This is a genomic window from Achromobacter sp. (assembly GCF_032113835.1).
Classification (GTDB): domain Bacteria; phylum Pseudomonadota; class Gammaproteobacteria; order Burkholderiales; family Burkholderiaceae_B; genus Achromobacter.
This window is the reverse complement of sequence record NZ_DAMCTG010000061.1, coordinates 1-21,206: the sequence shown is the minus strand read 5'-3', so window position 1 is coordinate 21,206 and position 21,206 is coordinate 1. Positions and strand designations below refer to the sequence as shown.

At 67.3% G+C, this 21,206-nt stretch carries 22 protein-coding genes; 9 read left to right on the top strand and 13 right to left on the bottom strand.

From position 1 onward, the window contains the following. Positions 1 to 9: 9 nt before the first annotated feature. Both RT697_RS19225 and RT697_RS19220 read left to right on the top strand, forming a co-directional pair. Positions 10 to 585 (top strand): XRE family transcriptional regulator, encoded by a 576-nt coding sequence (locus RT697_RS19225; RefSeq protein ID WP_313701057.1) that lies wholly within the window; start codon positions 10 to 12, stop codon positions 583 to 585. Positions 586 to 592: 7 nt separating this feature from the next. Beyond that, complete coding sequence (locus RT697_RS19220; RefSeq protein WP_313701055.1) at positions 593 to 1,129, top strand: GNAT family N-acetyltransferase; 537 nt, start codon at positions 593 to 595, stop codon at positions 1,127 to 1,129. Between the two features lie 21 nt (positions 1,130 to 1,150). Here RT697_RS19220 and RT697_RS19215 read toward each other — a convergent pair whose 3' ends face one another. After that, positions 1,151 to 1,483 (bottom strand): hypothetical protein, encoded by a 333-nt coding sequence (locus RT697_RS19215; RefSeq protein WP_313701054.1) that lies wholly within the window; start codon positions 1,481 to 1,483, stop codon positions 1,151 to 1,153. Between the two features lie 257 nt (positions 1,484 to 1,740). On the opposite strand from RT697_RS19215, the gene RT697_RS19210 reads away from it, so the two are divergent. Beyond that, a complete protein-coding gene (locus RT697_RS19210) occupies positions 1,741 to 2,556 on the top strand; it encodes an SDR family NAD(P)-dependent oxidoreductase (protein ID WP_313701053.1) in 816 nt (271 codons plus the stop codon). 37 nt (positions 2,557 to 2,593) lie between these two features. Here RT697_RS19210 and RT697_RS19205 read toward each other — a convergent pair whose 3' ends face one another. Beyond that, positions 2,594 to 3,349 (bottom strand): sulfite exporter TauE/SafE family protein, encoded by a 756-nt coding sequence (locus RT697_RS19205; RefSeq protein ID WP_313701051.1) that lies wholly within the window; start codon positions 3,347 to 3,349, stop codon positions 2,594 to 2,596. Beyond that, a complete protein-coding gene (locus RT697_RS19200) occupies positions 3,346 to 3,750 on the bottom strand; it encodes a sel1 repeat family protein (protein ID WP_313701049.1) in 405 nt (134 codons plus the stop codon). Before RT697_RS19200 ends, RT697_RS19205 begins: the two co-directional genes overlap by 4 nt. Positions 3,751 to 3,883: 133 nt before the next feature. Between RT697_RS19200 and RT697_RS19195 the strand changes: the two genes are divergently transcribed. Beyond that, a complete protein-coding gene (locus RT697_RS19195) occupies positions 3,884 to 4,897 on the top strand; it encodes a LysR family transcriptional regulator (RefSeq protein ID WP_313701048.1) in 1,014 nt (337 codons plus the stop codon). On the opposite strand, the gene RT697_RS19190 is transcribed toward RT697_RS19195, so the two are convergent. After that, positions 4,821 to 6,221: an MATE family efflux transporter gene (locus RT697_RS19190; RefSeq protein WP_313701046.1), complete on the bottom strand. Its 1,401-nt coding sequence runs from the start codon at positions 6,219 to 6,221 to the stop codon at positions 4,821 to 4,823. The genes RT697_RS19195 and RT697_RS19190 overlap by 77 nt on opposite strands. A 132-nt stretch (positions 6,222 to 6,353) precedes the next feature. Between RT697_RS19190 and RT697_RS19185 the strand changes: the two genes are divergently transcribed. Next, entirely contained in the window at positions 6,354 to 6,830 is a 477-nt protein-coding gene (locus tag RT697_RS19185; RefSeq protein ID WP_313701079.1) for a MarR family winged helix-turn-helix transcriptional regulator, read from the top strand. Here the strand turns inward: RT697_RS19185 and RT697_RS19180 are convergent. From RT697_RS19180 to RT697_RS19160, 5 genes are all read right to left on the bottom strand, one after another. Continuing rightward, a complete protein-coding gene (locus RT697_RS19180) occupies positions 6,817 to 7,725 on the bottom strand; it encodes a DMT family transporter (protein ID WP_313701045.1) in 909 nt (302 codons plus the stop codon). The genes RT697_RS19185 and RT697_RS19180 overlap by 14 nt on opposite strands. Before the next feature lie 81 nt (positions 7,726 to 7,806). Continuing rightward, positions 7,807 to 8,649, bottom strand: coding sequence for an AraC family ligand binding domain-containing protein (locus tag RT697_RS19175; protein ID WP_313701043.1), 843 nt, complete (start codon positions 8,647 to 8,649; stop codon positions 7,807 to 7,809). 80 nt (positions 8,650 to 8,729) lie between these two features. Then, a complete protein-coding gene (locus RT697_RS19170; protein WP_313701041.1) occupies positions 8,730 to 9,221 on the bottom strand; it encodes a hypothetical protein in 492 nt (163 codons plus the stop codon). Then, on the bottom strand, positions 9,218 to 9,766 hold the full coding sequence (locus tag RT697_RS19165) for a hypothetical protein (protein WP_313701039.1): 549 nt from the start codon (positions 9,764 to 9,766) through the stop codon (positions 9,218 to 9,220). The genes RT697_RS19170 and RT697_RS19165 overlap by 4 nt, the downstream gene beginning before the upstream one ends. A gap of 142 nt (positions 9,767 to 9,908) precedes the next feature. After that, on the bottom strand, positions 9,909 to 10,874 hold the full coding sequence (locus RT697_RS19160) for a LysR substrate-binding domain-containing protein (protein ID WP_313701037.1): 966 nt from the start codon (positions 10,872 to 10,874) through the stop codon (positions 9,909 to 9,911). Positions 10,875 to 10,981: 107 nt separating this feature from the next. On the opposite strand from RT697_RS19160, the gene RT697_RS19155 reads away from it, so the two are divergent. Beyond that, positions 10,982 to 13,279, top strand: coding sequence for an NADP-dependent malic enzyme (locus RT697_RS19155; RefSeq protein WP_313701035.1), 2,298 nt, complete (start codon positions 10,982 to 10,984; stop codon positions 13,277 to 13,279). Between the two features lie 89 nt (positions 13,280 to 13,368). On the opposite strand, the gene RT697_RS19150 is transcribed toward RT697_RS19155, so the two are convergent. Both RT697_RS19150 and RT697_RS19145 read right to left on the bottom strand, forming a co-directional pair. Next, positions 13,369 to 13,749, bottom strand: a complete 381-nt coding sequence (locus RT697_RS19150) for a hypothetical protein (RefSeq protein ID WP_313701034.1) — start codon at positions 13,747 to 13,749, stop codon at positions 13,369 to 13,371. Positions 13,750 to 13,933: 184 nt separating this feature from the next. Next, positions 13,934 to 14,299 (bottom strand): DUF4148 domain-containing protein, encoded by a 366-nt coding sequence (locus RT697_RS19145; protein ID WP_313701032.1) that lies wholly within the window; start codon positions 14,297 to 14,299, stop codon positions 13,934 to 13,936. 219 nt (positions 14,300 to 14,518) lie between these two features. Here RT697_RS19145 and RT697_RS19140 point away from each other — a divergent pair, with 219 nt between their 5' ends. After that, the gene (locus RT697_RS19140) at positions 14,519 to 15,337 is read left to right on the top strand and encodes a class I SAM-dependent methyltransferase (protein ID WP_313701030.1); all 819 of its coding nucleotides are present in this window, start codon (positions 14,519 to 14,521) and stop codon (positions 15,335 to 15,337) included. A gap of 3 nt (positions 15,338 to 15,340) precedes the next feature. Here RT697_RS19140 and RT697_RS19135 read toward each other — a convergent pair whose 3' ends face one another. Next, on the bottom strand, positions 15,341 to 15,556 hold the full coding sequence (locus RT697_RS19135) for a SlyX family protein (protein ID WP_056558252.1): 216 nt from the start codon (positions 15,554 to 15,556) through the stop codon (positions 15,341 to 15,343). Positions 15,557 to 15,600: 44 nt separating this feature from the next. On the opposite strand from RT697_RS19135, the gene RT697_RS19130 reads away from it, so the two are divergent. Continuing rightward, positions 15,601 to 17,733, top strand: a complete 2,133-nt coding sequence (locus tag RT697_RS19130; protein WP_409517460.1) for a TonB-dependent receptor domain-containing protein — start codon at positions 15,601 to 15,603, stop codon at positions 17,731 to 17,733. 19 nt (positions 17,734 to 17,752) lie between these two features. Here the strand turns inward: RT697_RS19130 and RT697_RS19125 are convergent, their stop codons facing one another. Next, positions 17,753 to 18,385: a nitrogen fixation protein NifQ gene (locus RT697_RS19125; RefSeq protein WP_409517459.1), complete on the bottom strand. Its 633-nt coding sequence runs from the start codon at positions 18,383 to 18,385 to the stop codon at positions 17,753 to 17,755. Positions 18,386 to 18,563: 178 nt separating this feature from the next. On the opposite strand from RT697_RS19125, the gene RT697_RS19120 reads away from it, so the two are divergent. Continuing rightward, positions 18,564 to 21,080 carry an ankyrin repeat domain-containing protein gene (locus tag RT697_RS19120; RefSeq protein WP_313701027.1) on the top strand — a complete coding sequence of 839 codons (2,517 nt, stop codon included), beginning with the start codon at positions 18,564 to 18,566 and terminating at the stop codon, positions 21,078 to 21,080. The last annotated feature ends 126 nt before the right edge of the window (positions 21,081 to 21,206 follow it).

Here is a 21,206-nt window from a genome sequence, read left to right as displayed (position 1 = left end):
TTCCCTAATATGGAACAAACAAACGCTACCGCCGACGCCGGGCTGGACCTTCGTCTGGCCGCCCGGCTCAAAACCCTGCGCCAGGATCGTGGCTGGTCGCTGGATGATCTGGCCGGCCGCGCCGGCATCAGCCGCGCTACGTTGTCGCGGCTCGAGAATGGCGAGGTCAGCCCCACCGCCAGCGTGCTGGGCAAGCTTTGCGCTGCGCATGGCATGACGATGTCGCGCCTCATGCTGATGGTCGAGGACGACTTTGCCGCCTGCTTGCCCGAAGCCGCGCAGGCGGTGTGGGTGGATGACAGCGTGGGCTTCCGGCGCCGGTCAGTGTCGCCGCCGTCGCAGCGTCTGGCGGGCGAGGTGCTGGCCTGCGAACTGGCCGCCGATGCCCGCATCAGTTATGAACAATCGCCGCGGCCGGGCCTGGAGCACCACCTGCTGATGCTGGACGGAGAGCTCTCGGTCACGGCCGACGGACAGACGCATCGCTTGCAGCCGGGCGACTGCCTGCGCTACCAGCTCTTCGGCGCCAGCGCCTTCGTCACTCCGCCGCACAGCGGCGCCCGCTACCTGCTTTTCATCGTCTGAGCCTGCCATGACCCCTGCAAACCTTGAATTGACGCTGCTGGCGGCCGACTCCGCCGCGGCCGCCATCCCCGAACTGGCCACCTTGCTGCACGCGTGCGTGCAGGGCGGGGCCAGCGTCAGCTTCGTGCTGCCGTACACGCATGACGACGCGCAGGCGTTCTGGCGGCGCAAGGTGCTGCCGGGCGTCGAAAGCGGGGCGGTCAAGTTGTGGGTGGCGCGCGTCGACGGCCGGGTTGCCGGGTCCGTACAGCTGGATGTGGACACGCCGCCCAACCAGCCGCACCGCGCCGAGGTGCGCAAGCTGCTGGTGCATCCGGATTGCCGCCGCCAGGGCATTGCACGCCGGCTGATGCACGAGGTGGAGGACATGGCGCGCCGCCTGCATCGCAGCCTGCTTACGTTGGACACGCGCACGGGCGATTCGGCCGAGCCGCTGTATGCGTCGCTGGGCTATCAGACGGTGGGGGTGATTCCGGGCTTTGCGCGCGATCCGCTCGACCCGGCCAAGGTGGATGGAACGACGATCATGTACAAGCAGCTATGACCGGCGCTCCGCGCGTGGCAATCAGGCCAGCGGCTTGATGCCCACGCTATAGGGCGGCGCGTTGCCGCGCGCGGCGGCCTTGATCTTCAGCATGGAGCCGCCGGGCGTGTATTCGAAGTCCTGATACGGGACTTCGAACCATTGGTGGAAGCTGGTGCGCGAGAATTCCGGCACCCACACCTTTGCCCGTTTGGTGTCGCAGTGGAATTCCACCAGCGTGCGGTCGATGCCCAGCGGGCGGGTGTTGCCGATGCGGTAGCTGACGCGCAGTTCGGCGCGCGCGACGCGGCCGGGCTGCCAGGTCAGGCCGATTGATTCCATGAAGTGTTCGATCGCCTCAATGCCGCGATACATAGCTGACTCCGAAAGCAGCGGGAAAAAAGCCCCGCAGTGACCCGCCGCGCGTGGCGGCGGCAAACAGACGGATTATCCGCCATAACGCATTGCCGTAGAAATAGGCAGGTTTCACGCAAGATCCTGCCTGTACGCCCGCGCGGGCGATTCTTACTATCCTGTCCAGGGCCGCGCCGGCCGTGGCTCTGCGGAGCACGGGGCATCGGCCGGGCAGCCAGGCATCTTGCCGGCGGCCGCAAGCAAGGGAAGGGAATCGCATGAATACCGAAAAAATCTGGTTGGTGACGGACGCGTCGGCGGGACTCGGCGTCACGCTGGTCAAAATGCTGCTGGACCAGGGGCACAAGGTCGCGGCCACGTCGGACGATGGCGATGCGTTGCTGGAAGCGGTGGGCGCGAAGCTGGAAGGCCGGTTCCTGCCTCTGACGGTCAATCTGGCCGACGAGCGTGCAGTGCGCCGCGCGGTGGACGCCACTGCCGCGGCGTTTGGCGGCATCGACGTCGTGGTGAACGGCGCCGGTCAGGGCGTGCAGGGCGCGCTCGACCGCTTGTCGGACGCGCAATTGCGCGGCACTTTCGATACGCATGTATTCGGGGTGCTTAACGTCATTCGCGCAGTGATGCCGCGCCTGCGCGCGCAGCGGGGCGGGCATGTGTTCAATATCTCGTCGATCCTGGGCTTCGACGGGCGCGCGCCGGAATGGGGCGCCTACAGCGCCGCCAAGTTTGCCGTCAGCGGGCTGACCGAATCCCTGGCCGCCGACGCCGCGCCGCTGGGCATCCGCGTGTCGCTCGTGTATCCGGGTGCGATGCGCGCGGCCAGTGCGGAAGAATCCCCGGAGCTCGCCGCGCGCGGCGCGCAAGGCTGGGACCAGGGCGGCGATCCGGTCAAGGCGGCGCAGGCGCTGATCCAGGCTGCCGAGGCGCAGTACGCGCCGCTGCATCTGTTCCTGGGCCGCGATTCCTTCGACCAGGCGCGCAGCAAGATCCAGTCGGTGCAGCAGGAGCTGGCGCGCTGGCGCGAGATGTCGGTGTCGATCGGCGCTGTCGACGGAAGCCGGCTGGCCGCCTAAGGCACGTAGCCTGCAGACCACTTAAAGCGCGCAGCCGCTAGACGCCCAGCAGCCCGCGCCCGGCCTGGTAAGCGCCCAACAGCGCCAGGCTGATCATGAAGCACAGCTTGAACGTGCGCGGCGATAGCCGATCGCGCAGCCGCTGCCCCAGCGCCATGCCGGCCAGCGCGGGCAGCAGCATCAGGGTCGAGGCGCTGGCGGCGCCCGTCGTGTAGCTGCCGTTCAGCCACAGTCCCGCGGCCAGCGCCACGGTCGACACGGTGAAGGAAATCCCCATGGCCTGGATGAGCGCGTCCTTGTCGAGTTTCAGGGCTTGCAGATAGGGCACGGCCGGGATGACGAAGACGCCGGTGGCCGCCGTGATCACGCCGGTGACCGCGCCGACCGCGATGCCGATCCATGCTTCGTGCCGGGGCGGAACGGTGGGCGGCGAGCCAAATAGCCCCCAGGCAGCGTAGGCGACCAGCGCCATCCCCAGGCAGATGCCGGCCCATGCGCCTGAGGGAGGACCCAGCCACAGTGCGCCCGCCACCGTGCCGACGCAGACGCCGGCCTGCATGCCGGCGATCCGGCGCAGGACCGCGCGCAGCGTGACCCACGGCAGCGCCTGCCACAGGTTGGTGATGAGCGACGGCACGATCAGCAGTGCCGCCGCCTGCGCCGGCGCCATCACCAGCGCCAGCAATGCCATGGAAATGGTGGGCAGGCCCAGTCCGACCACGCCCTTGACCACGCCGGCCAGGATGAAGACGGCGACGACAGCCGTGAGCAATGCGGGATCGAGAAGATTCATGCGGGCTCGCAGTGCGCGGTCAGCGCGTCCTTGGGGCGGCCGAACAGGGCGTAGGCGACGTCCTGCGACGGGCCTTCGTTCTGGCGGGCGGCGCGCAGCAGCCACGCGCGACCCTCGCACAGGTCGGCGGGCAACGACGGGCCATACAACGCCGGACCGCCGATCAGCACCATGCCCAGCATCCGTTGCGCGGGCTGGTGATCCGCGCGCGCGGCGGCGCGCAGCCACGTCAGCATCGCGCCATGGTCGCCTTGCGTCTGGGCTTCCAGGGCCAGCGCGTATTGCTGGGCGGGTGTGATGGGACCGTCAAGATTGGCCTTCGCTTCGGCCCCGCCTGAGGCATGCAGCGCCAACGCGATCACCGCCAGGCCCGGCCAGCGCGCGGCCCGGGTGCGCAACATTGAAAAGTCCATGGTTTCCGCCTTTCTGGGTGGGTATGAACGCATTCTGCTGCGTGCGCCGGGCCGCGCCTATCGGGATCTGACATACCCAGGCTATGGATGCGCCTGAGGCTCGCGTGCTACGCTTTTTTCCATGCGCTTCGACCTGACCGACCTACGCCTTTTCCTGAACGTGCACGAAACCGGCTCCATCACGGCGGGCGCGGGTCGGTCGCACATGACGCTGGCGTCGGCCAGCGAGCGCATCCGCGGCATGGAAGACGCGCTGGGCGTGCCGCTGCTGGTGCGCGAGCCGCGCGGCGTGCAAGTCACGCCCGCCGGGCGCACGCTGGTTCATCACGCCCGGCTGGTGCTGGGGCAGATCGACCGCATGCGCGGCGAGCTGGATCATTACGGGGCCGGGCTCAAGGGCCATGTGCGCGTGCTGTGCAACACCACGGCGCTCAGCGAGTACCTGCCCCCCGTGCTGGGCGACTTTCTCAAGGACCATCCGCATATTTCCGTCGACCTCGAAGAGCGCCTGAGCCACGAGATCGCGGACGCGCTGCGGACCGGCGCGTGCGACATCGGTGTGCTGGCGGACTCGGCCGACCTGCATGGCCTGCGCACGCGCATCTTCCGCCACGACCCGCTGACGCTGATCGTGCCGAGCGGCCATCCGCTCGCGGCGCAGCCGCAGGTGCTGCTGGAGGACGTGGCGGGGTATGAATTCGTGGGACTGGTGCAGGGCAGCGCGCTGCAGGAGCACATCGCGCATCACGCGCGCCGCAGCGGCAAGGCGCTGTCCTATCGCGTGCGGCTGCGCAGTTTCGATGCCGTCTGCCGCATGGTGGGGCAGGGCGTCGGCGTGGCCATCGTGCCGCGCGCGGCGGCGGTGCGCTATGGCCGCGCGGCGGGGGTAAGCCGGGTGGCGCTGGCGGACCCGTGGGCGGCACGCGATCTGGTGCTGTGCGTGCGTGATGATCTTCCCGCGTACGCCGCGGATCTGGTGGCGTATGCGTTGCGCGACGCGCCGGCTGGCGATGCGGCCCAAGCGCCTGTGGGCCCGGCCCCCGACGCCCCTGGGCGCTTCACCGTGCAAACAGCCGGCGACCCGGCAGGTGGTCGCGGCCGAACCACGAACCCGACGCGACGGCGGCCAGGATGATCAGGCCGTAGACGCACATTGCCACGGCCGAGATCACGAAGAACACCGTCAGCGAACCGGTCAGATGCAGTGCGATGCCCCCCGCGCCGATGCCGATCAACAGCCGCAGGAAACCCGCCATCAGCGGCCACTTCAGCCTGCCCGCGCCCTGAGAGGCGAAGTACAGCGAAAAGCCCAACGCAAAGAAGCCGTACACCGGACCCACGGTGCGCAGATAACCGGCGCCCGCTTCCAGCATGTGATCCTGCGCGCCGAACAGGCGCAGCCACGCCTCGGGGAAAAACGCCGCGGCCAGCCCGATCGCCTCGGCCAGCACGAAGGCCATCGCTCCGCCCGTCAAGGCGATGCGCATGGCGCGCTCGGGCTGGCCGGCGCCGATGTTGGATCCGACCATCGCCACCATGGGAGCACCCAGCCCGAACGCGATCGGCATCAGCAGATATTCCAGCCGCACCGCCACCCCGTACCCCGCCACTGCGGCCTCGCCCGCGTAGGCGCCCACCAGCGCCGCGGTAAGGGCCACCAGCGCGTTGGTCATGAGCGGGTTGATGGTGGCCAGCGCTCCCACGCTGAGAATGTTGCGCATCAATGTCGCATGCAGCCGGCTGGCGACCAGCCGCGCCGCGTTGCGTCCGCTGGCGCAATAGGCGCCCAGGATCAGTGTGCCGACGGCGTAGTAGATCACCAGCGCCCAGCCGCCGCCCGCCACGCCCAGCGCGGGGAACGGGCCCCATCCGAAGATCAGGCACGGCGACAGCGGAATCAGCAGTAGCGCGCCGCCGCAGATGACCGCGCCCGGCACCAGCATGTTGCCGGTGCCGCGGATGGCGCTGGCAAAGGCGTTCATCAGCCACATCAGGACGATGCCGCCGAAGATCACGTTGGAATACGCCAGCGCGGCGTCAAGCGCTTCGCCCTCGGCGCCCAGCGCGCGGTACAGCGCCGGACCGAAGGCCAGCAGCAGCACGCAGAAGGCCAGACCCAGCAATGCGTTCAGCACGACCGCGTGCAGCACGAGCTGGTCGGCCTCTTGCTGCCGGCCGCCGCCCAAGGCGCGCGCCACCGCGGCGGAGATCCCGCCGCCCATCGCGCCCTGCGACATGTTCTGCATCAGCATCAGCACCGGCACAACGAGCGCCACGCCGGCAAGCACCGGCGTGCCCAGCCGCGCCAGAAACCAGGTCTCGATCAGGCCGGTGGACGACTGCGCCAGCATCATCAGGATGTTGGGCCACGCCAGCCGCGCCAAGGTGGGCGCGATCGGACCATGCAGCATCGCGTGCAGGCGCGCATTGGCAGGGCGAGGCGGAGCGGTCGCGGGCATGGGAAGGGTCGGTGGACGTGATCGGCAAAATTTACGTGCATATGCCAATAACTGTCAATAACGGGCTGGACGCGAGCCCGGCCCGGCGTTAGCGTTATGTTCCTGCCCGCCGATTTTCCTTCTTTGCCCGCCATGTCCGACGCCCCGCTCCTTGGCTCCGCCGTTCCCCCGGATCCGCTCGTCTGCAACGGCGCTGCGCTGCGCAAGGCGACGCGCCGCGTGTCCCAGCTCTATGACACCGTGCTCGCGCCCTGCGGTTTGAAGGTGTCGCAGCATTCGATCCTGGTGCACATTGCGCGTGCGGGTTCGCCGTCGATGACCGACCTGGCCCGCGCGATGGTGCTGGACCGGTCTGCGCTGGCCCACAACCTCAAGCCCCTGGAGCGCGACGGCTATGTGCGCATGATGCGCGACCCGCTGGACGGCCGCAGCCGCCGGGTCGAACTGACCGAGACGGGCAGCGCCAAGCTGGCGGAGTCACGCCGCTTGTGGAAGGACGCGCAGAATCGTTTCGAGGCCGCTTACGGCGCCGAGCGCGCCGCGGCATTGCGCCACGCGCTGGCCGACATCTTTTCCGATGAGTTTGCGCTGGCCTTCAGCCGTGGGTAGACGCGGCCGGCCCGCTGCGTCGCGTTCCACCCAGCAACACGACCGCACCCAGCACGCAGCCCATGCCGGCAATCTGCATGGCCGATAGCGGTTCGCCCAGCAGGCCGGCCGCCAGCATCACCGCCGACAACGGCGCCAGCGCCGTGAACAGCGCCGCTTCCGACCCGGGCACGCGCGCCGCGCCCGCATACCAGAGCAGAAAGCCGCCCACCGTGGGCACCAGCGCGTAGTACGCGACTGCCGCGACCGCGTCCGGCGTGAAGGCCAGCGTCCACGGCGCCTCCATCAGACTGGCTACCGCTGAGAACGCCAGGCCGAACGCCGCCATCACCGTCGACAGCGCGAGCGGCGCGACCGGCGTGCGCAGGCGCTTGTTCAGCAGGATGAAGAGCCCTTCGCACGCGACGGCGCCAACGATCAGCGCGTTGCCCGACAGCGAGCCTTGCGCATCCGGTTCGGCCGCATTGCCCGACATCAGCCACACGCCAAACGCTGCGAGCACAATCGCGGCCAGGGCCGGCTTGCCCGGCCGCTCGCCCAGCAGCATCACCGCGATGGCGGCGGTAACAAGCGGGAGCGTCCCGAGAATGATCCCGCCGTCCACCGCCGAGGTGCGTTGCAGCCCCGCGATGAGCAGTGTCGTGTAACCCACGCTGCCGGCAACGGCCTGCACCGTCAGCAGCAGCCAGTCGCGCCAGCTCAACCGGGGCAGGCGCGCACCCGACACGGCCATCAGCAGCGCGAAGCAGGGCAGCGCGATGGCAAAGCGCAGGGCGGTCGCGGTGAACGGTGGCAGGTCCGCGCCAATGATCTTGCTGGCGGTCACGGTGCTGCCGACCAGCACCATGGCCGTCGCCAGATAGAGATAACCGAGCCGTTGTCTGCTGATGGCCATCGCGCGCCTTTGCTGTGGAAAAACCGCAAGATACGGTCCGGGCGCGATGCCGGTCTTGAACGAAATTGCAGGGCAGGCGGGTCAGGCGCCGGCCGCCAACGCGTATCGGCGCGGCGACACGCCGTAGGCGCGGACAAAGAGCCGCGTCATGTGGCTCTGGTCGGCAAAACCGGCCGACGCGGCCGCGCCGGCCAGCGTCATGCCCTGGCGGATCAGCCGGCGCGCCAGCAACAGACGGCGCTGCAACTGATAGGCATGCGGGGTCAGCCCCGTGGCTCGCGAGAAGGCGCGCAGCACCTGATAGCGGGAAAGGCCGCTGGCGCCGGCCAGATCGGCCAGCGACAACGCGGCGGCCGGGTCGTCGTCGACCAGGGAAATCGCATGACGCAGGCTGGCTGGTTCGCTTTCACGTCCAGACGCAAGCACCTGCGCGCCGCCCGCCTGCGCCAGTACGTGCAACAGGAGCGCATCGCAGGCCAGCCTCGACGTGCCGGCGGTGACCTGCGCATAAAGCGCCAGGATGCGGCGCGCCAGATCGGGCTGGTTGCGGGCAGGGTGCTCGAACTCATAGCGCAACGTGCGGGACAGCACGCACGCGTCGCCAAGCGTCGGCGGGCCGTCGCCCGCAATGTCCGCGGAGCAGCCGGCGACCACGACCGGATCCAGATACAGCATCTGCCAGGCGCGTTCGCCGTCCCCGATCGGTGCGCCATCGTGGACTTCGCCCGGATTGACCGTGATGACGTACCCGGGGCCTGCCTCGACCTGACCCCGTCCGCTATGCGATACCTGTGCGCCCGCGCGCATGACGCCAATACCGAACTGATCGTGCGTGTGCCGCGCAAACGCATGCCTGCTGCGGGCCGATACGGCCTGCACGCCGGGAATGGCGCTGCGTTGCATGTGGAACTGGCCTGCGGGCATGGCGATGGGGGGGGCGAATGGGCAAGGCGAAAAAAGGCCGGTCCAGTATCGCCCGCCGGTCTCGTCGCGATCAAGCGGGACTACTGCAGTCCGGTCCAGCGCGCCACCGACGGCTCAGCGGAGGCCCACTTCCATTGCCCGTCCCGCCGCTGGCAGATCGTGCTGGCATAGGCTGGCGCGGCGCCTTCCACCTCCACCGTGAACAGCACCTCGCGGCAATGCGCCAGTGGCGTGTCGATGTCGCGCACCGCCTGGATGCTGCCGCGCTCGTTGCCCACCGGCAGCGTGCGTTTGATCTGCCACTGCCGGACTTCTCCGATGGGCAGCGCGCCGACCGTATTGGCCATCACGTTCTGCTGGTCGTTCTTCCATTCGCGCAACACGTACTTCACCGTGGCGTCCACCACGGCCTGCACCGTCACGCCAATCGCAAAGCCGGCAACGGGATTGGCCGTGGCCGCGCCGCTAAGCGTGCCGACCACCGCGCCCGTGGCGGGACCGATGGAGGAACTCTGGCAGCCCGCGAGCGCCAGGCTGGCGGCCAGCGCCAGCATGCCAAACGCGCGCGTCACTGCAGCGAACCCCAGCGGGCGGTTGCCGGTTCGGCGCTGGCCCAACGCCAGTTATCGCCGTCACGGCAGACGGTCGTGACGTAGAACTCGCGTTCGGGGTCGGCGCCGGCCTTGTCGGCAGGCGTGTCCACCGAGAACACCACTTCCTTGCATTGAAGGTCTCCACCACCGATCAGCCGGCTGACGGTGACCTGGCCGCGCGCGTCGTTCTCGATCGGCAACGCATGCTTGACGTTCCAGCTGGCGACCTTGCCCACCGCAAGCGCGCCGGCCGCCTTGGCGATGGCGTCCTGCTCTTCTCCACGCGTCTGGCGCTGCGCATAGGCCAGCGCGGCCTTCGCGCCGGCCTGCACGCCAAGGCCGATGCCCGTGGCCACCGTGGCGTTGTCGGTCACCTTGTTGGCGATGGCCGTGCCGGCGATACCGGCGGCCGCACCCGTGCCTTCTCCCAGCATCGAACTGCAGCCTGAAAGCGCGGTCAGCGCGGCGAGTCCCAGCAGGCTAAGCGCGCGGCGGCTCGCATGGGTTGGCGAGATGGTGAACAAGCGGCGGCCCTCCTGTGAAACTTGGCGGGCGCAAGTATAGGAGCGCGTATGTTCGCGTGGCCGCGGCCTTTACATTTGTTGGCATTTTTGTGCGGACGCATGCGTGCGCAGTCCCGCGATGCCGCTAAGACCACGCGCCGCATCACATCGACCGCGCGCCCTTTAGATAGACCTCGCGCAACGCCGCCGCAAACAACGCCTCGACGTTGCGCCGCAAGCCGTCGGACCGCGTGAACAGCGAGATCGGCGGCAGCGTCCAGTCGAACGAGTACGGCACGATGGCCGCGCCCGCGATGCGGACCAGTTCGTCGGCGATGTCGGCCGGCAGGATCGTGACGGCGCGGTCGCTGGCCACGATCATCTCGCCGATGAGCTTGGACGAATCGCTTTGCACGGACGGCGGCGGGGGCGCCAAGCCGGCGCGCAAGAAGATGTCGGCCACCTGCTCGCGGATGGGACTGCCCGGCGTGCCAAGGATCCAGTCCAGGTCGGCCAGCCGGTTCCATTCCAGGCGCGATCGCCCCAAGCGGGCGGCCAGACGGCGGCTGGCGATCAGGCGCGGCTGCTGGTGGTACAGAACCTCGAAACCGATGTTGCTCAAGTCCACCGAGGGCGTGGCCCAGCCGACGACCACGTCCAGCGTGTGGTCGCGCAGCTGGCGCAGCAGCGCCGGTCCCTGTCCCTCGTGGATGGTCGCGGTCAGTTGCCGGCCTTGCGGCAGCGTGCGGCCGATCGCCGCCGACAGCATCTGACCGGACACGAAGGGAATGACCCCGATGTGCAAGTGGGCGGCGTGCCCGGCCGCCACGGTTTCCATTTCCTGCACCAGATGGCCCAGATCGTGGACAAGCCCCCGAGCGCGCGCGAGCACCACGGCGCCCATCGGCGTGGGCGTCATGCCCCGCACCGAGCGGTCGAACAGCGGCACGCCGAACATGCTTTCCAGTTCGGCCAGCGCATTGGTCACGGCCGGCTGGCTGGTCGCCATGTGTTCGGCCACCCGGGTCAGCGACCCGTGCTGCTCGATCTGCAACAGCAGCATCAGGTGGCGCATCTTCAGGCGCGAGGTCAATTTCCGGAAAACGGCATCCGGATCAAAGGCTGTCATAGACAAGGCATTAGTAAAACGTGATGGGACGATATTAAATCCGAATGATCTCCTTATGTCTTCGGGCCTAGAATTTTTCAAATTCAAGACAGCGAGGCACACAGCCCATGAACAACCCCTCCGACCGCCAGGCAGCCCTGGACTATCACGAGTTCCCCACCCCGGGGAAGATCTCCGTCGTGGCGTCCAAGCCGCTCGTCAACCAGCGCGATCTGGCGCTGGCGTACTCGCCCGGCGTGGCGGCGGCCTGCGAGGAAATCGTGGCCGACCCGTCCAACGTGTACCGCTACACGGCGCGTGGCAACCTGGTGGGCGTGATCTCCAACGGCACCGCGGTGCTGGGCCTGGGCAACATCGGCGCGCTCGCGTCCAAGCCGGTCATGGAAGGCAAGGCGGTTCTGTTCAAGAAGTTCGCCGGCCTGGATGTCTTCGACATCGAAATCAACGAAACCGATCCGGATAAGCTGGTCGAGATCATCGCCGGCCTGGAGGCCACCTTCGGCGGCATCAACCTTGAAGACATCAAGGCGCCGGAGTGCTTCACCGTCGAGCGCAAGCTGCGCGAGCGCATGAAGATTCCCGTCTTCCACGACGACCAGCACGGCACGGCGATCTGTGTGTCGGCCGCCTTCATCAACGGCCTGAAGGTCGTGGGCAAGGACATCAAGAAGGTGAAGGTGGTCACGTCCGGCGCCGGCGCCGCGGCGCTGGCCTGCCTGGACCTGATGGTCGATTTGGGCCTGCCGCTGGAAAACATCTGGGTGACCGACATCGAGGGCGTGGTCTATGAAGGCCGCACCACGCTGATGGATCCGGACAAGGCGCGTTTCGCGCAAAAGACGGATGCCCGCAAGCTGGCCGAGGTGATTCCCGGCGCCGACGTGTTCCTGGGCCTGTCGGCCGGCGGCGTGTTGAAACCCGAGATGGTCGCCGCCATGGGCTCGCGTCCGCTGATCCTGGCGCTGGCCAACCCCACGCCGGAAATCCTGCCGGAAGTGGCGCACGGCGTGCGCGACGACGTTGTCATGGCCACGGGCCGTTCGGATTACCCGAACCAGGTCAACAACGTGCTGTGCTTCCCGTACATCTTCCGCGGCGCGCTGGACGTGGGCGCCACGACCATCACGCGTGAAATGGAAATGGCCGCGGTGCACGCCATCGCCGATCTGGCCGAGGAAGAGCAGAACGAAGTCGTGGCCGCTGCCTACGGCACGTACGACATCTCGTTCGGTCCCGAATACCTGATCCCCAAGCCGTTCGATCCGCGCCTCATCGTGCGCATCGCGCCGGCCGTGGCCAAGGCCGCGATGGAAGGCGGCGTCGCCACGCGTCCGCTGGCAGACCTGGAAGCCTACGAAGAACAGTTGCAGCAGTTCGTGTACCACTCGGGCGCGTTCATGAAGCCGTTGTTCTCGGCGGCCAAGCGCATCGTGCGTTCGGGCGGCAAGGCGCGCATCGTCTTCACCGAGGGCGAAGACGAACGCGTGCTGCGCGCGGTGCAGGTCATCGTCGACGAAGGCCTGGCCCGTCCGATCCTGGTGGGCCGTCCCGCCGTGCTGCTGTCGCGCATCGAGAAATTCGGCCTGCGCCTGCGTCTGGGCGAAGACGTCGAAGTCACCAACCCCGAATACGACGAGCGCTTCCATCAGTACTGGACGACGTATTGGGAACTGATGAGCCGCCGCGGCATTACCAAGGAAATGGCGCGCGTGGAAATGCGCCGCCGCCTGACGCTGATCGGCGCAATGATGGTGCACTTGGGCGATGCCGACGGCATGGTCTGCGGCACGGTCGGCGGTTATCACGACCACCTGCGTTTCGTGGACGAGGTCATCGGCCGCCGTCCGGGCCATAACGTGTACGCCGCCATGAACATCCTGCTGCTCGACGAGCGCACGGTGGTGCTGGTGGACACGCACGTGAACGACGAGCCCACCGCCGAGCAGATCGCGGAATTCACCATCATGGCCGCGCAGGAAATGGCGCGCATGAATCTGGCGCCCAAGGTCGCGCTGCTGTCGCGTTCGAACTTCGGCTCGGGCAGCTCGGCCTCGGGCGAGAAGATGCGCCGCGCGCTGGAACTGGTCCGCGAAGCGGCCCCAGAGCTGGAAATCGACGGAGAAATGCACGGCGACTGCGCGCTGGACGAAGGTCTGCGCATGCGCATCCTGCCGTCCTCCACGCTCAAGGGCGAAGCCAACCTGCTGGTGTGCCCGAACGTGGATTCCGGCAACATCGCCTACAACCTGCTCAAGACGGCAGCGGGCGGCAACGTCGCGGTCGGTCCGTTCCTGCTGGGCGCCAATGCCCCGGTACACATCCTGACCAACAGCTCCACCGTGCGCCGCATCATCAACATGACGGCCATGACGGTGCTGGACGCCAACCGCATCGAAGGCGCCTGAGCACCTTCCACCGCGCCGCGCGGACAAGACAATGCGCGCCGCTCCTCACGGAGCCGGCGCGCATTTTTTTTGCTTGAGGGCAGCCGAGCCTAGTTCGCGCTGGCCTTCCAGGTGCCGTCCGGTTGCTTGCAGAACCAGAACTGCCAGGTTTCCGTCGTGGTGGTCCGCGAGAAATTGCCGACCAGGAAGCGGCAGACACGGTCATTGCCGGTTTTGGTGGTCTGCTTGGGCGTCAACTGCACCTTGATCGGCGCCGCCTTCTTGCGCTGGTGCGTGCTGGTCCATTCGGTGCTCTGGCCATCGGCCGAGCTGTTCAACGCCTGGGCCACGGCCTCGTGGAACGAGGCACGGTCGGCCGGCAGTATCTGCGTGATGAGGGCGTCGTTGAGCATGACGGCCGGGGCGGCGACCGCCGCCGACACCATGCCGGCGGACAGAAGCACTGCGGCAAGAACGCGGGGGTATTTCAAGATGGGCTCCCTGATGTGAACAGCCAGTAAGGCAGTAAGCGAGTCTGCACCGTGAATCTGAGCCGATAGTACGCCAAAAAAAGGCCGCCCAACGGGCGGCCAAGATACAACAAGGGGAGGGTAAATCGTTGCGCGGCCGGGTGGCCCTATTCGTTGCGAACCCGTCGCCGGGTCAGTTGTTGGCTCAGTTGCCGTGATAGACGCCGGCGAACGGCATGTCGTTCGGTTCCACGTTCGACACCTGGCCGGCAGCCTTCGCGGCGGCCAGTTCGGCCTGCACGTCGGCGCGGGTCTTGCCGGTGTGCAGCGTGCCGTACACACCCTGGAACGGCGTGTTGTTCGGTTCGGCGTTGGTGTTGATGCCGGCGGCCTTGGCGGCGGCCTTCGCGGCAGCCAGTTCGGCCTGCACCTGAGCGCGGGTGGGGCCTTCGTATGGGGTGCCGTAGACGCCCTGGAAGGGCACGTTGTTGGGTTCGATGTTGGGCGAGGCATAGGCGCCGGCGCTCAGTGCAGCCAGCGAGAACATCAAAGCGGTAGCAAGGGTCTTCATGGTAAACCTCCGATTTCTAGAGCCTGGGAGCGAATCCGGCGGCCTTTCCGTCGTGGTTCGTTGCTGTTTCCCGATGGCTTGAATCTTGCGCCGATCTAGAATGCGGATAAACCCGGATATCGGTAAAAGATAATTCCATCAGTGGGAAGGTGTGGCTTTAATTCGTGTTTGGCCACCATTTTTGGAATGCCGAAACCGGGCGGATCGACTGGACTGCGCATGGAAAAAATCGACCTGACCCGAGAAAAGGCCACGCTGCTCATCACGCTGTACGCCAAGGCGAGAGAGAGCCTGCTACCCAATTCCGTCCTGCAGGACCGTCACGCCGCTGATGCCGTCGCCCGCATCGACTACGACTTCTCGCGTCTGCGCATGCGCCGCGATGAAATGATCGGTTTGGCGGTGCGCGCCCACACGCTGGATGGCTGGGCGCGCGAGTTCATCGCCGCGCACGGCGAAGCCACCGTTCTGCATCTGGGCTGCGGACTCGACACCCGCGTGCAGCGGGTGAATCCGCCGCCCGGCATCAGCTGGTACGAAGTCGACTATCCCGAGGTCATCGAACTGCGCCGCAAGCTGTATGCGCCCCGGCCGGGCTGCACGCTGGTGGGCACACCGGTCACCGACCTGGACTGGCTGGCGCGCATTCCGGCGGACAGGCCCACGCTCGTGGTCGCCGAAGGACTCTTTCTTTATCTGCCCGAACCCGCGCTGCTGACGCTGCTGCGTACGGTGACTGCGCAGTTTCCGTCGGGCGAGGTCATTTTTGACGCCTACAATCGCCTGGGTTTGAGCTGGGTGGCGCACAACCGCATGATCCAATCGACTGGCGCCGTCACGCGCTGGAGCCTGCGGCGGCCGCAGGATCTGGAGGCGCAAGTGCCGGCCTTGCGGCTGCGCACGGTGCGCGGCGGCTACGAAACCGACGATTCCGCGCAGCGGGCACGATATTCGCTAGCCGCGCAGGCGGCGCTATGGCTGATGCGCCGGGTCGAACCCTTGGGTAGTATGACCCGGCTGCTGCGCTATCACTATTAGCGATCAGTAGTGCGGCGGCAGTTCGTCGCGCAGGCTGCGAAAAGGGGCTGCGCCTTCGGGCGCCTGCTGGCGCAGGTCTGCGACCTCGCGCATGAGCCGGTCGATCTGCTGTTGCTGGCGGACGATGATCTGGTTCAACTGCTCCAGAAGATCATCCGAGAAGCTGGCTTTGACCTCCAGGTCCATCAGCCGGCGTTCGATGTCTTGCGTATTTTCCATGGCGGGTATTAGAACCCATTCCCGCCCAGGCACAGGAGAGAAGTTTGGTACAGCGGCAATGGCGGGACAGCGGAACGTGGTGGTGGACGGCAGGCACGTTCCTGGCCCTGGTGCCGGCTGCAACCGCGCTCGCGCAGACCGGGACGATGGCCCCGGTGGTGGTGACTGGCACACGGCTGGGCACCGAGGTGCTCGACACGCCGGCGTCCGTCGACGTCGTCCAGGGCAGCGCCATGCGATGGCAGCAACCGGGCATCAACCTGTCGGAAGGCCTGGCGGGCGTGCCGGGGCTGCAGATCCAGAACCGTCAGAACTACGCGCAGGACCTGCAGATTTCCAGCCGCGGCTTTGGCGCGCGTTCCACGTTCGGCGTGCGCGGCGTGCGTCTGTATGTGGACGGCATTCCCGCCACCATGCCCGACGGGCAGGGTCAGACGTCCAATATCGACATCGGCTCCATCGACCGTGTCGAGGTGCTGCGCGGGCCGTTTTCCGCCCTGTACGGAAACTCCTCCGGCGGCGTCATCCAGGTGTTCACGCAGGACGGCGCCAATCCGCCAGAAATCACCGCCAGCGGCTGGGGCGGCAGCTACGGCACATGGCGTTACGGCGCGCAGGCCAGCGGCATTACGGGCACGGGTGGGGGCACAGACGCGGGTCAGCTGGATTACGTGCTGGACCTCTCGCGCTTCACCACCGACGGTTACCGCGACCACAGCGCCGCGCGCAAAAACCTGGGCAACGCCAAGCTCGGCCTGCAACTGAACGACGACAGCCGCCTGACGCTCGTCGTCAACAGCGTCGACCTGACAGCGCAGGACCCGCTGGGCCTGACCTACCAGCAGTTCCAGGACGACCCGCGCAGCGCGCCGCTGGCCGAGCAGTACAACACCCGCAAGACGGTCAAGCAGACGCAGGGCGGTTTGGTGTTCGATCACCAGGTCGATGGCCGCAACGCGCTGCGTGTGATGGTCTATTACGGCCAGCGCGAAACGACGCAATTTCAGTCGATCCCGCCCGCCGTGCAGATCCCGCCTACGCAGGCGGGCGGCGTTATTGATCTGAAGCGCCAATACGGTGGCGCGGACGTGCGCTGGACCTCGGAACTGACCCTCGCGGGCCGCGCGCTGACCGTGATCGGCGGCTTCTCGTACGACGCCATGCAGGAAGACCGCAAGGGCTTCGAAAACTTCACCGGTTCGGGCGCAAGCCGGCAGTTGGGCGTGAAAGGCGCGCTGCGGCGCTTTGAGACCAATCGCGTGTACAACGCCGACCCCTACGCCCAGGCCTCCTGGAATTTCGCCGACCGCTGGACGCTGGACGCCGGCCTGCGTTACAGCACGGTCCGCTTCGACTCCGACGACCACTACATCGCCACCGGCAATACCGACGACAGCGGCGGCGCGCGCTACCGCAAGGCCTTGCCCGTGGCCGCGCTGCGCTATGCCGTCAACGACGATGTCAGCGTCTACACCTCGTATGGGCGCGGTTTCGAGACCCCCACGCTGAACGAGATCTCGTACCGCCCGGGCGGCGCCCCGGGACTGAACTTCGGATTGATGCCGTCGGTCAGCACCAACGTCGAAGCCGGCGTCAAGGCGCGCACGGCGGGCGGCCTGCTGACGGCCGCGGTGTTCAGCACCCGCACCGATGACGAGATCGTGTCTGCCGGCAGCGTGGGCGGGCGCACCAGTTACCAGAACGCCGGACGCACGCGCCGCGATGGCCTGGAACTGAGCTGGTCCGGCGAATTCGCGCGTCACTGGCGCACGCAGGTTGCCTACACGCTGCTCAACGCGCGCTACGCCGACGACGGCAGCGGGGATATCCGCGCGGGCAACAAGATCCCCGGTATCGCCCGCCAAGCCGCCTACGCTTCGCTGGCCTGGGCGCCGCCCGAAGGCTGGCAGGCCGGGGTGGAAGGCCGGTACCTGAGCAAGATCTACGTCAACGACGCCAACAATGGCGACGCGCCCGCCTATTTTGTGGCGGCCGCCAGCGTCGGCTACATCAAGCGCGCGGGACCGTGGGAATTGAACGCCTACGCCCGCGTCGACAACCTGTTCGATCGCGACTATGCGGGCTCGGTCATCGTCAACGAAGGCAATGGGCGTTATTACGAACCGGCGCCCGGACGGAATGCAGGCGTGGGAGTGGGTGCGACTTACCGGTTCTGAAAGCGGCGCTTAAAGCGCCTTACGCCGCGGCGGGATAGCAGAATGCGTGGTCCTCGCAATCGCTGCATCCCGGTGCGGCGGCGGCGGGCAGGTCCGCGTGTTCGCACGCGGAATGCGCCAGGAATTTCTTCCAGCGCAGGTTGTTCACGTTGCGGATCACCAGGCCGGGGTAGTGCCGCGCGAGCAGCACGGTGACGTCTTCGCGTCCCGACAGGCCCAGATCGCGCCACAGGTGGTCGGGCCGCAGGCACGCGTGCGCGAGGATGCTGCTGACCCATGGGGTGGTGTCGGGGCCGGGTGCGCTGTAGGCGTCGAGCAGGACGCGCATCAGCAGCGTGAAACCGGGCTGCGGATCGCTCGCGCCCGTGTCGACGTAGGCGGCATATTGCTCGCGCAGCGCGGACAGGGACGTGTCGAAGCCGGTCAGGGCGCCCGGGAAAAGATAATCAAGCAGGTCTTGCAGTTCGGCCGGCGACAGGCCGCTGCGCGCCAGGTCGTCGTGGGCAATGCTGGTGCCGATGACGGCCGCGAAAAAGCCGGCGTCGGGATGAACGGGCGGTGCGTGACGCAACAAGGCATGCGCAAACCGCTGGGCCCGATCGATAATGCTGGCGTCGGGAATAAAGGGCGGCACGGGCACGGCGTCCATCATGATTCTTAATGCGGTAACGGTTTTATTAAGCTGTTAACTAAACAGTGTAGGGGCGAATATATAACGAAAAATCGGCGCGCTTCTGCCATACGCGGGGAATCCGCGTTGGGACATACCCGAGGGTGATTAGCGGGGACAGGTATGATCGGCGTCCTTGCCATTGCCGGACCCCTCACCCATGCCGCGCCGTTTTCGCCCCGCTGTCACCCGTCTGTTCGGCGCCGTCGCGCTGGCGCTAGCCGGTATGGCTGCATCGCCACCGCCGGCGATGGCCTTCGACGTCGGAGCGGTCATCGACTCGATCCGGCTGTCTCGCTATCCCTTGCGAGAGCCCGAGCGCCGCGTGTGGGGCACGGAAAACGTCAAAGACGCCGTGCTCGTCGGACAGATGGAAAACCGGCTGTACCTGTACCGCTACGTGCGCGAGGGGGCCAAGACCTTCAAGCTGGATTTTCGCTCGCAGCCGCTGGTGATCGACCCTGAAGGCTGGAAGGCGTCGCGCGAAGAGAACGTGGCCGTCCGGTCACCGCGTGCGGGCGAGGCCTTCTACTGGATCGGTTACACCGATCGCAGCGCCAGCGCCGGCAAGGCCACGGGTTTTCTGGTGGACGACAAAGGCGAGGCCGCTTCGGTCAACGCCGACGCTCAGCTTGCCGTCGTCACGAGCAGCCGGCCGTGGGACGAGGCGCGTCAGGCGCAGGCCCTGGCGACGCTGAAGACGGCGCTGCGCGACTATCCTGCCCGGCTCGATGCGTTTCCCGCGCAGGTGCGTTTCGACCACCAGACTGCGCCGGACGTGACGGCCACCTTCCGCACGCTGCATCAGGTGGCGCGCGCCATTCCGCGCGCCAAGACCGCCGAATTCGATCGTGCGCTGGCCGACCTGCGCCGTTTCGTCATGGCGCAGGATTACCGCGAGATCGATCCGGACGGCAAGGACGCCGAGATGCTGACCGCCTTGAACGACTACGGCTTCTGGCTGGCGGAGTCGGGCGACACGGCGCAGGCCGAACGCATCTTGACCGATGTGCTGCGGCGCGATCCGTCGCGCACCGCGGCCTATCTGAACCGCGCCGATGCCCGCTGGAAGCAGCGCGAGAAATCGCGCGAGGAGCGGGCCTACTACGAAGCGCTGGCGCGCGAGGACTACCGGCTGTATTGCACAAAACGCCTTGCAGCCAAGGAAACCATTCCGGGCAACATCGCGACCCGCATCGGCGCGGCGCTGGAAGTTTCCACGCTGGATGCGCAGGCCTGCCGTCCGCGCCTGGCGATCTTCCAGGCGATCCAGGCGAATGATCTGGAGGCTGTACGGGCCCAGCTCGCGGGCGGGCAGGATCCGAACGGCATGAACGAACACGGCAGGTCCGCCCTGGCCGTGGCCGTGTCGCGCAAGCAACTTGAAATGGTGCGCGTGCTGCTCGACGCGGGCGCCAAGGCGGATGGCCCCGACAACGGGTTCTCGCTGGTCGCCAGCGCGTTGCCGGACGCCAAGGACACGCGCCCAGCCGCAGAGCGCTACGCGCTGGCCGACGTCCTGATCGCCGCGGGCGCGCCGGTGGATGCGCTGGACTCGAACGGTACCCCGCTGCTGATGCGCCGGATTTCCTATTACAGCGACAGCAAGGACAACCTGAACTACCTGCTGGAGCAGGGCGCCAATCCGAATGCGCGCGAAAAGAACGGGCGCTCGCTGCTGCACGCCGCGCTGCAGACGCCGAAGAATTTCTGGTTTGCCGAAAAGCTGCTCGCGCGCGGTGCGGACATCAATGCCGCCTACACCCGCATGTACTACGGCAACAGCCCCATGTGGGAAACGCCGCTGCTCGAGGCCCTGCGCGAATCGACGAGCGGCGATCTGACGCCGTCGGCGACCTACGCCGTGCCCGAACGCGTGACATACGCGCTGGCCCACGGCGCCGATCCCGCGGTGGGTGGCTACGGCGCCAGCAAGGAAGCGCCGGACCGCAACGGGCTGAACGAAGGGCTGTCGCTGGCGGTCCGCTATTTGCAGCCAGGCCTGATCGATCAGCTGGTGCAGGCCGCCAAGCCGCCGCAAGTGCCGCTTTCGACGGAGCCATTGTCCAGTCTGCTGTCCACGTGGAATCACATGGAGCAACGCGCGGCGTCCGAGGGCAACAGCGCGGCGTGGGACGGTCAGCGCGCGCGCCTGCGCGCCATCGCGGACCGGCTGGTGGCCGCGGGGGTACCGCTGGCGGCGCCGGCCGACACGGCGGGACCGCTGCGCAATCGGATCGTGCCGCTCAGCCTGCCGTGGCTGCCCGACGATCTGTACGAGGCCTGGCTGAAGGCGGGGGCGGATCCGACCGACCGGAGCGATTCCGACATGCGGATCGAGGGCGTCGCGGCGGCGGACGTGCTGCCGCTGGTGACGATGTTGAACCTGGGCATGGACAACAAGGTACGGCTGCTGCTTGAGCACGGCGGCGCGCCGAAGACGCCGGCGCGTTGCGGCATGGCGGTGGCGGATGTGCTGGCTTGGCAGCTGGGCAACAATGGGCCGGTCAGCCCGATGGGCGGGCGCGCGGTCAAGCAGGTGCTTGATGCGGCCGCCGGCCCGGCCGGATGCGATCTGAACCAGACGTCGCGCGTGCAGCCGTTCGTGGGCGTGACGGCGGCAGAACTGGCTCGACGCGCCGAGGTGGATCTGACGCGCGCTGGCCCGGCGCGTTAGCCCGGCCGCTTCGCTGCCACCCAAAAAAACAGGCGCCCGAAGGCGCCTGTTTTTGCATGCCGAAACGGCAAGCCGTCATTACATGGCGTGGCCCATGTTGACGTTCATGTTGTACAGCACCCAGGC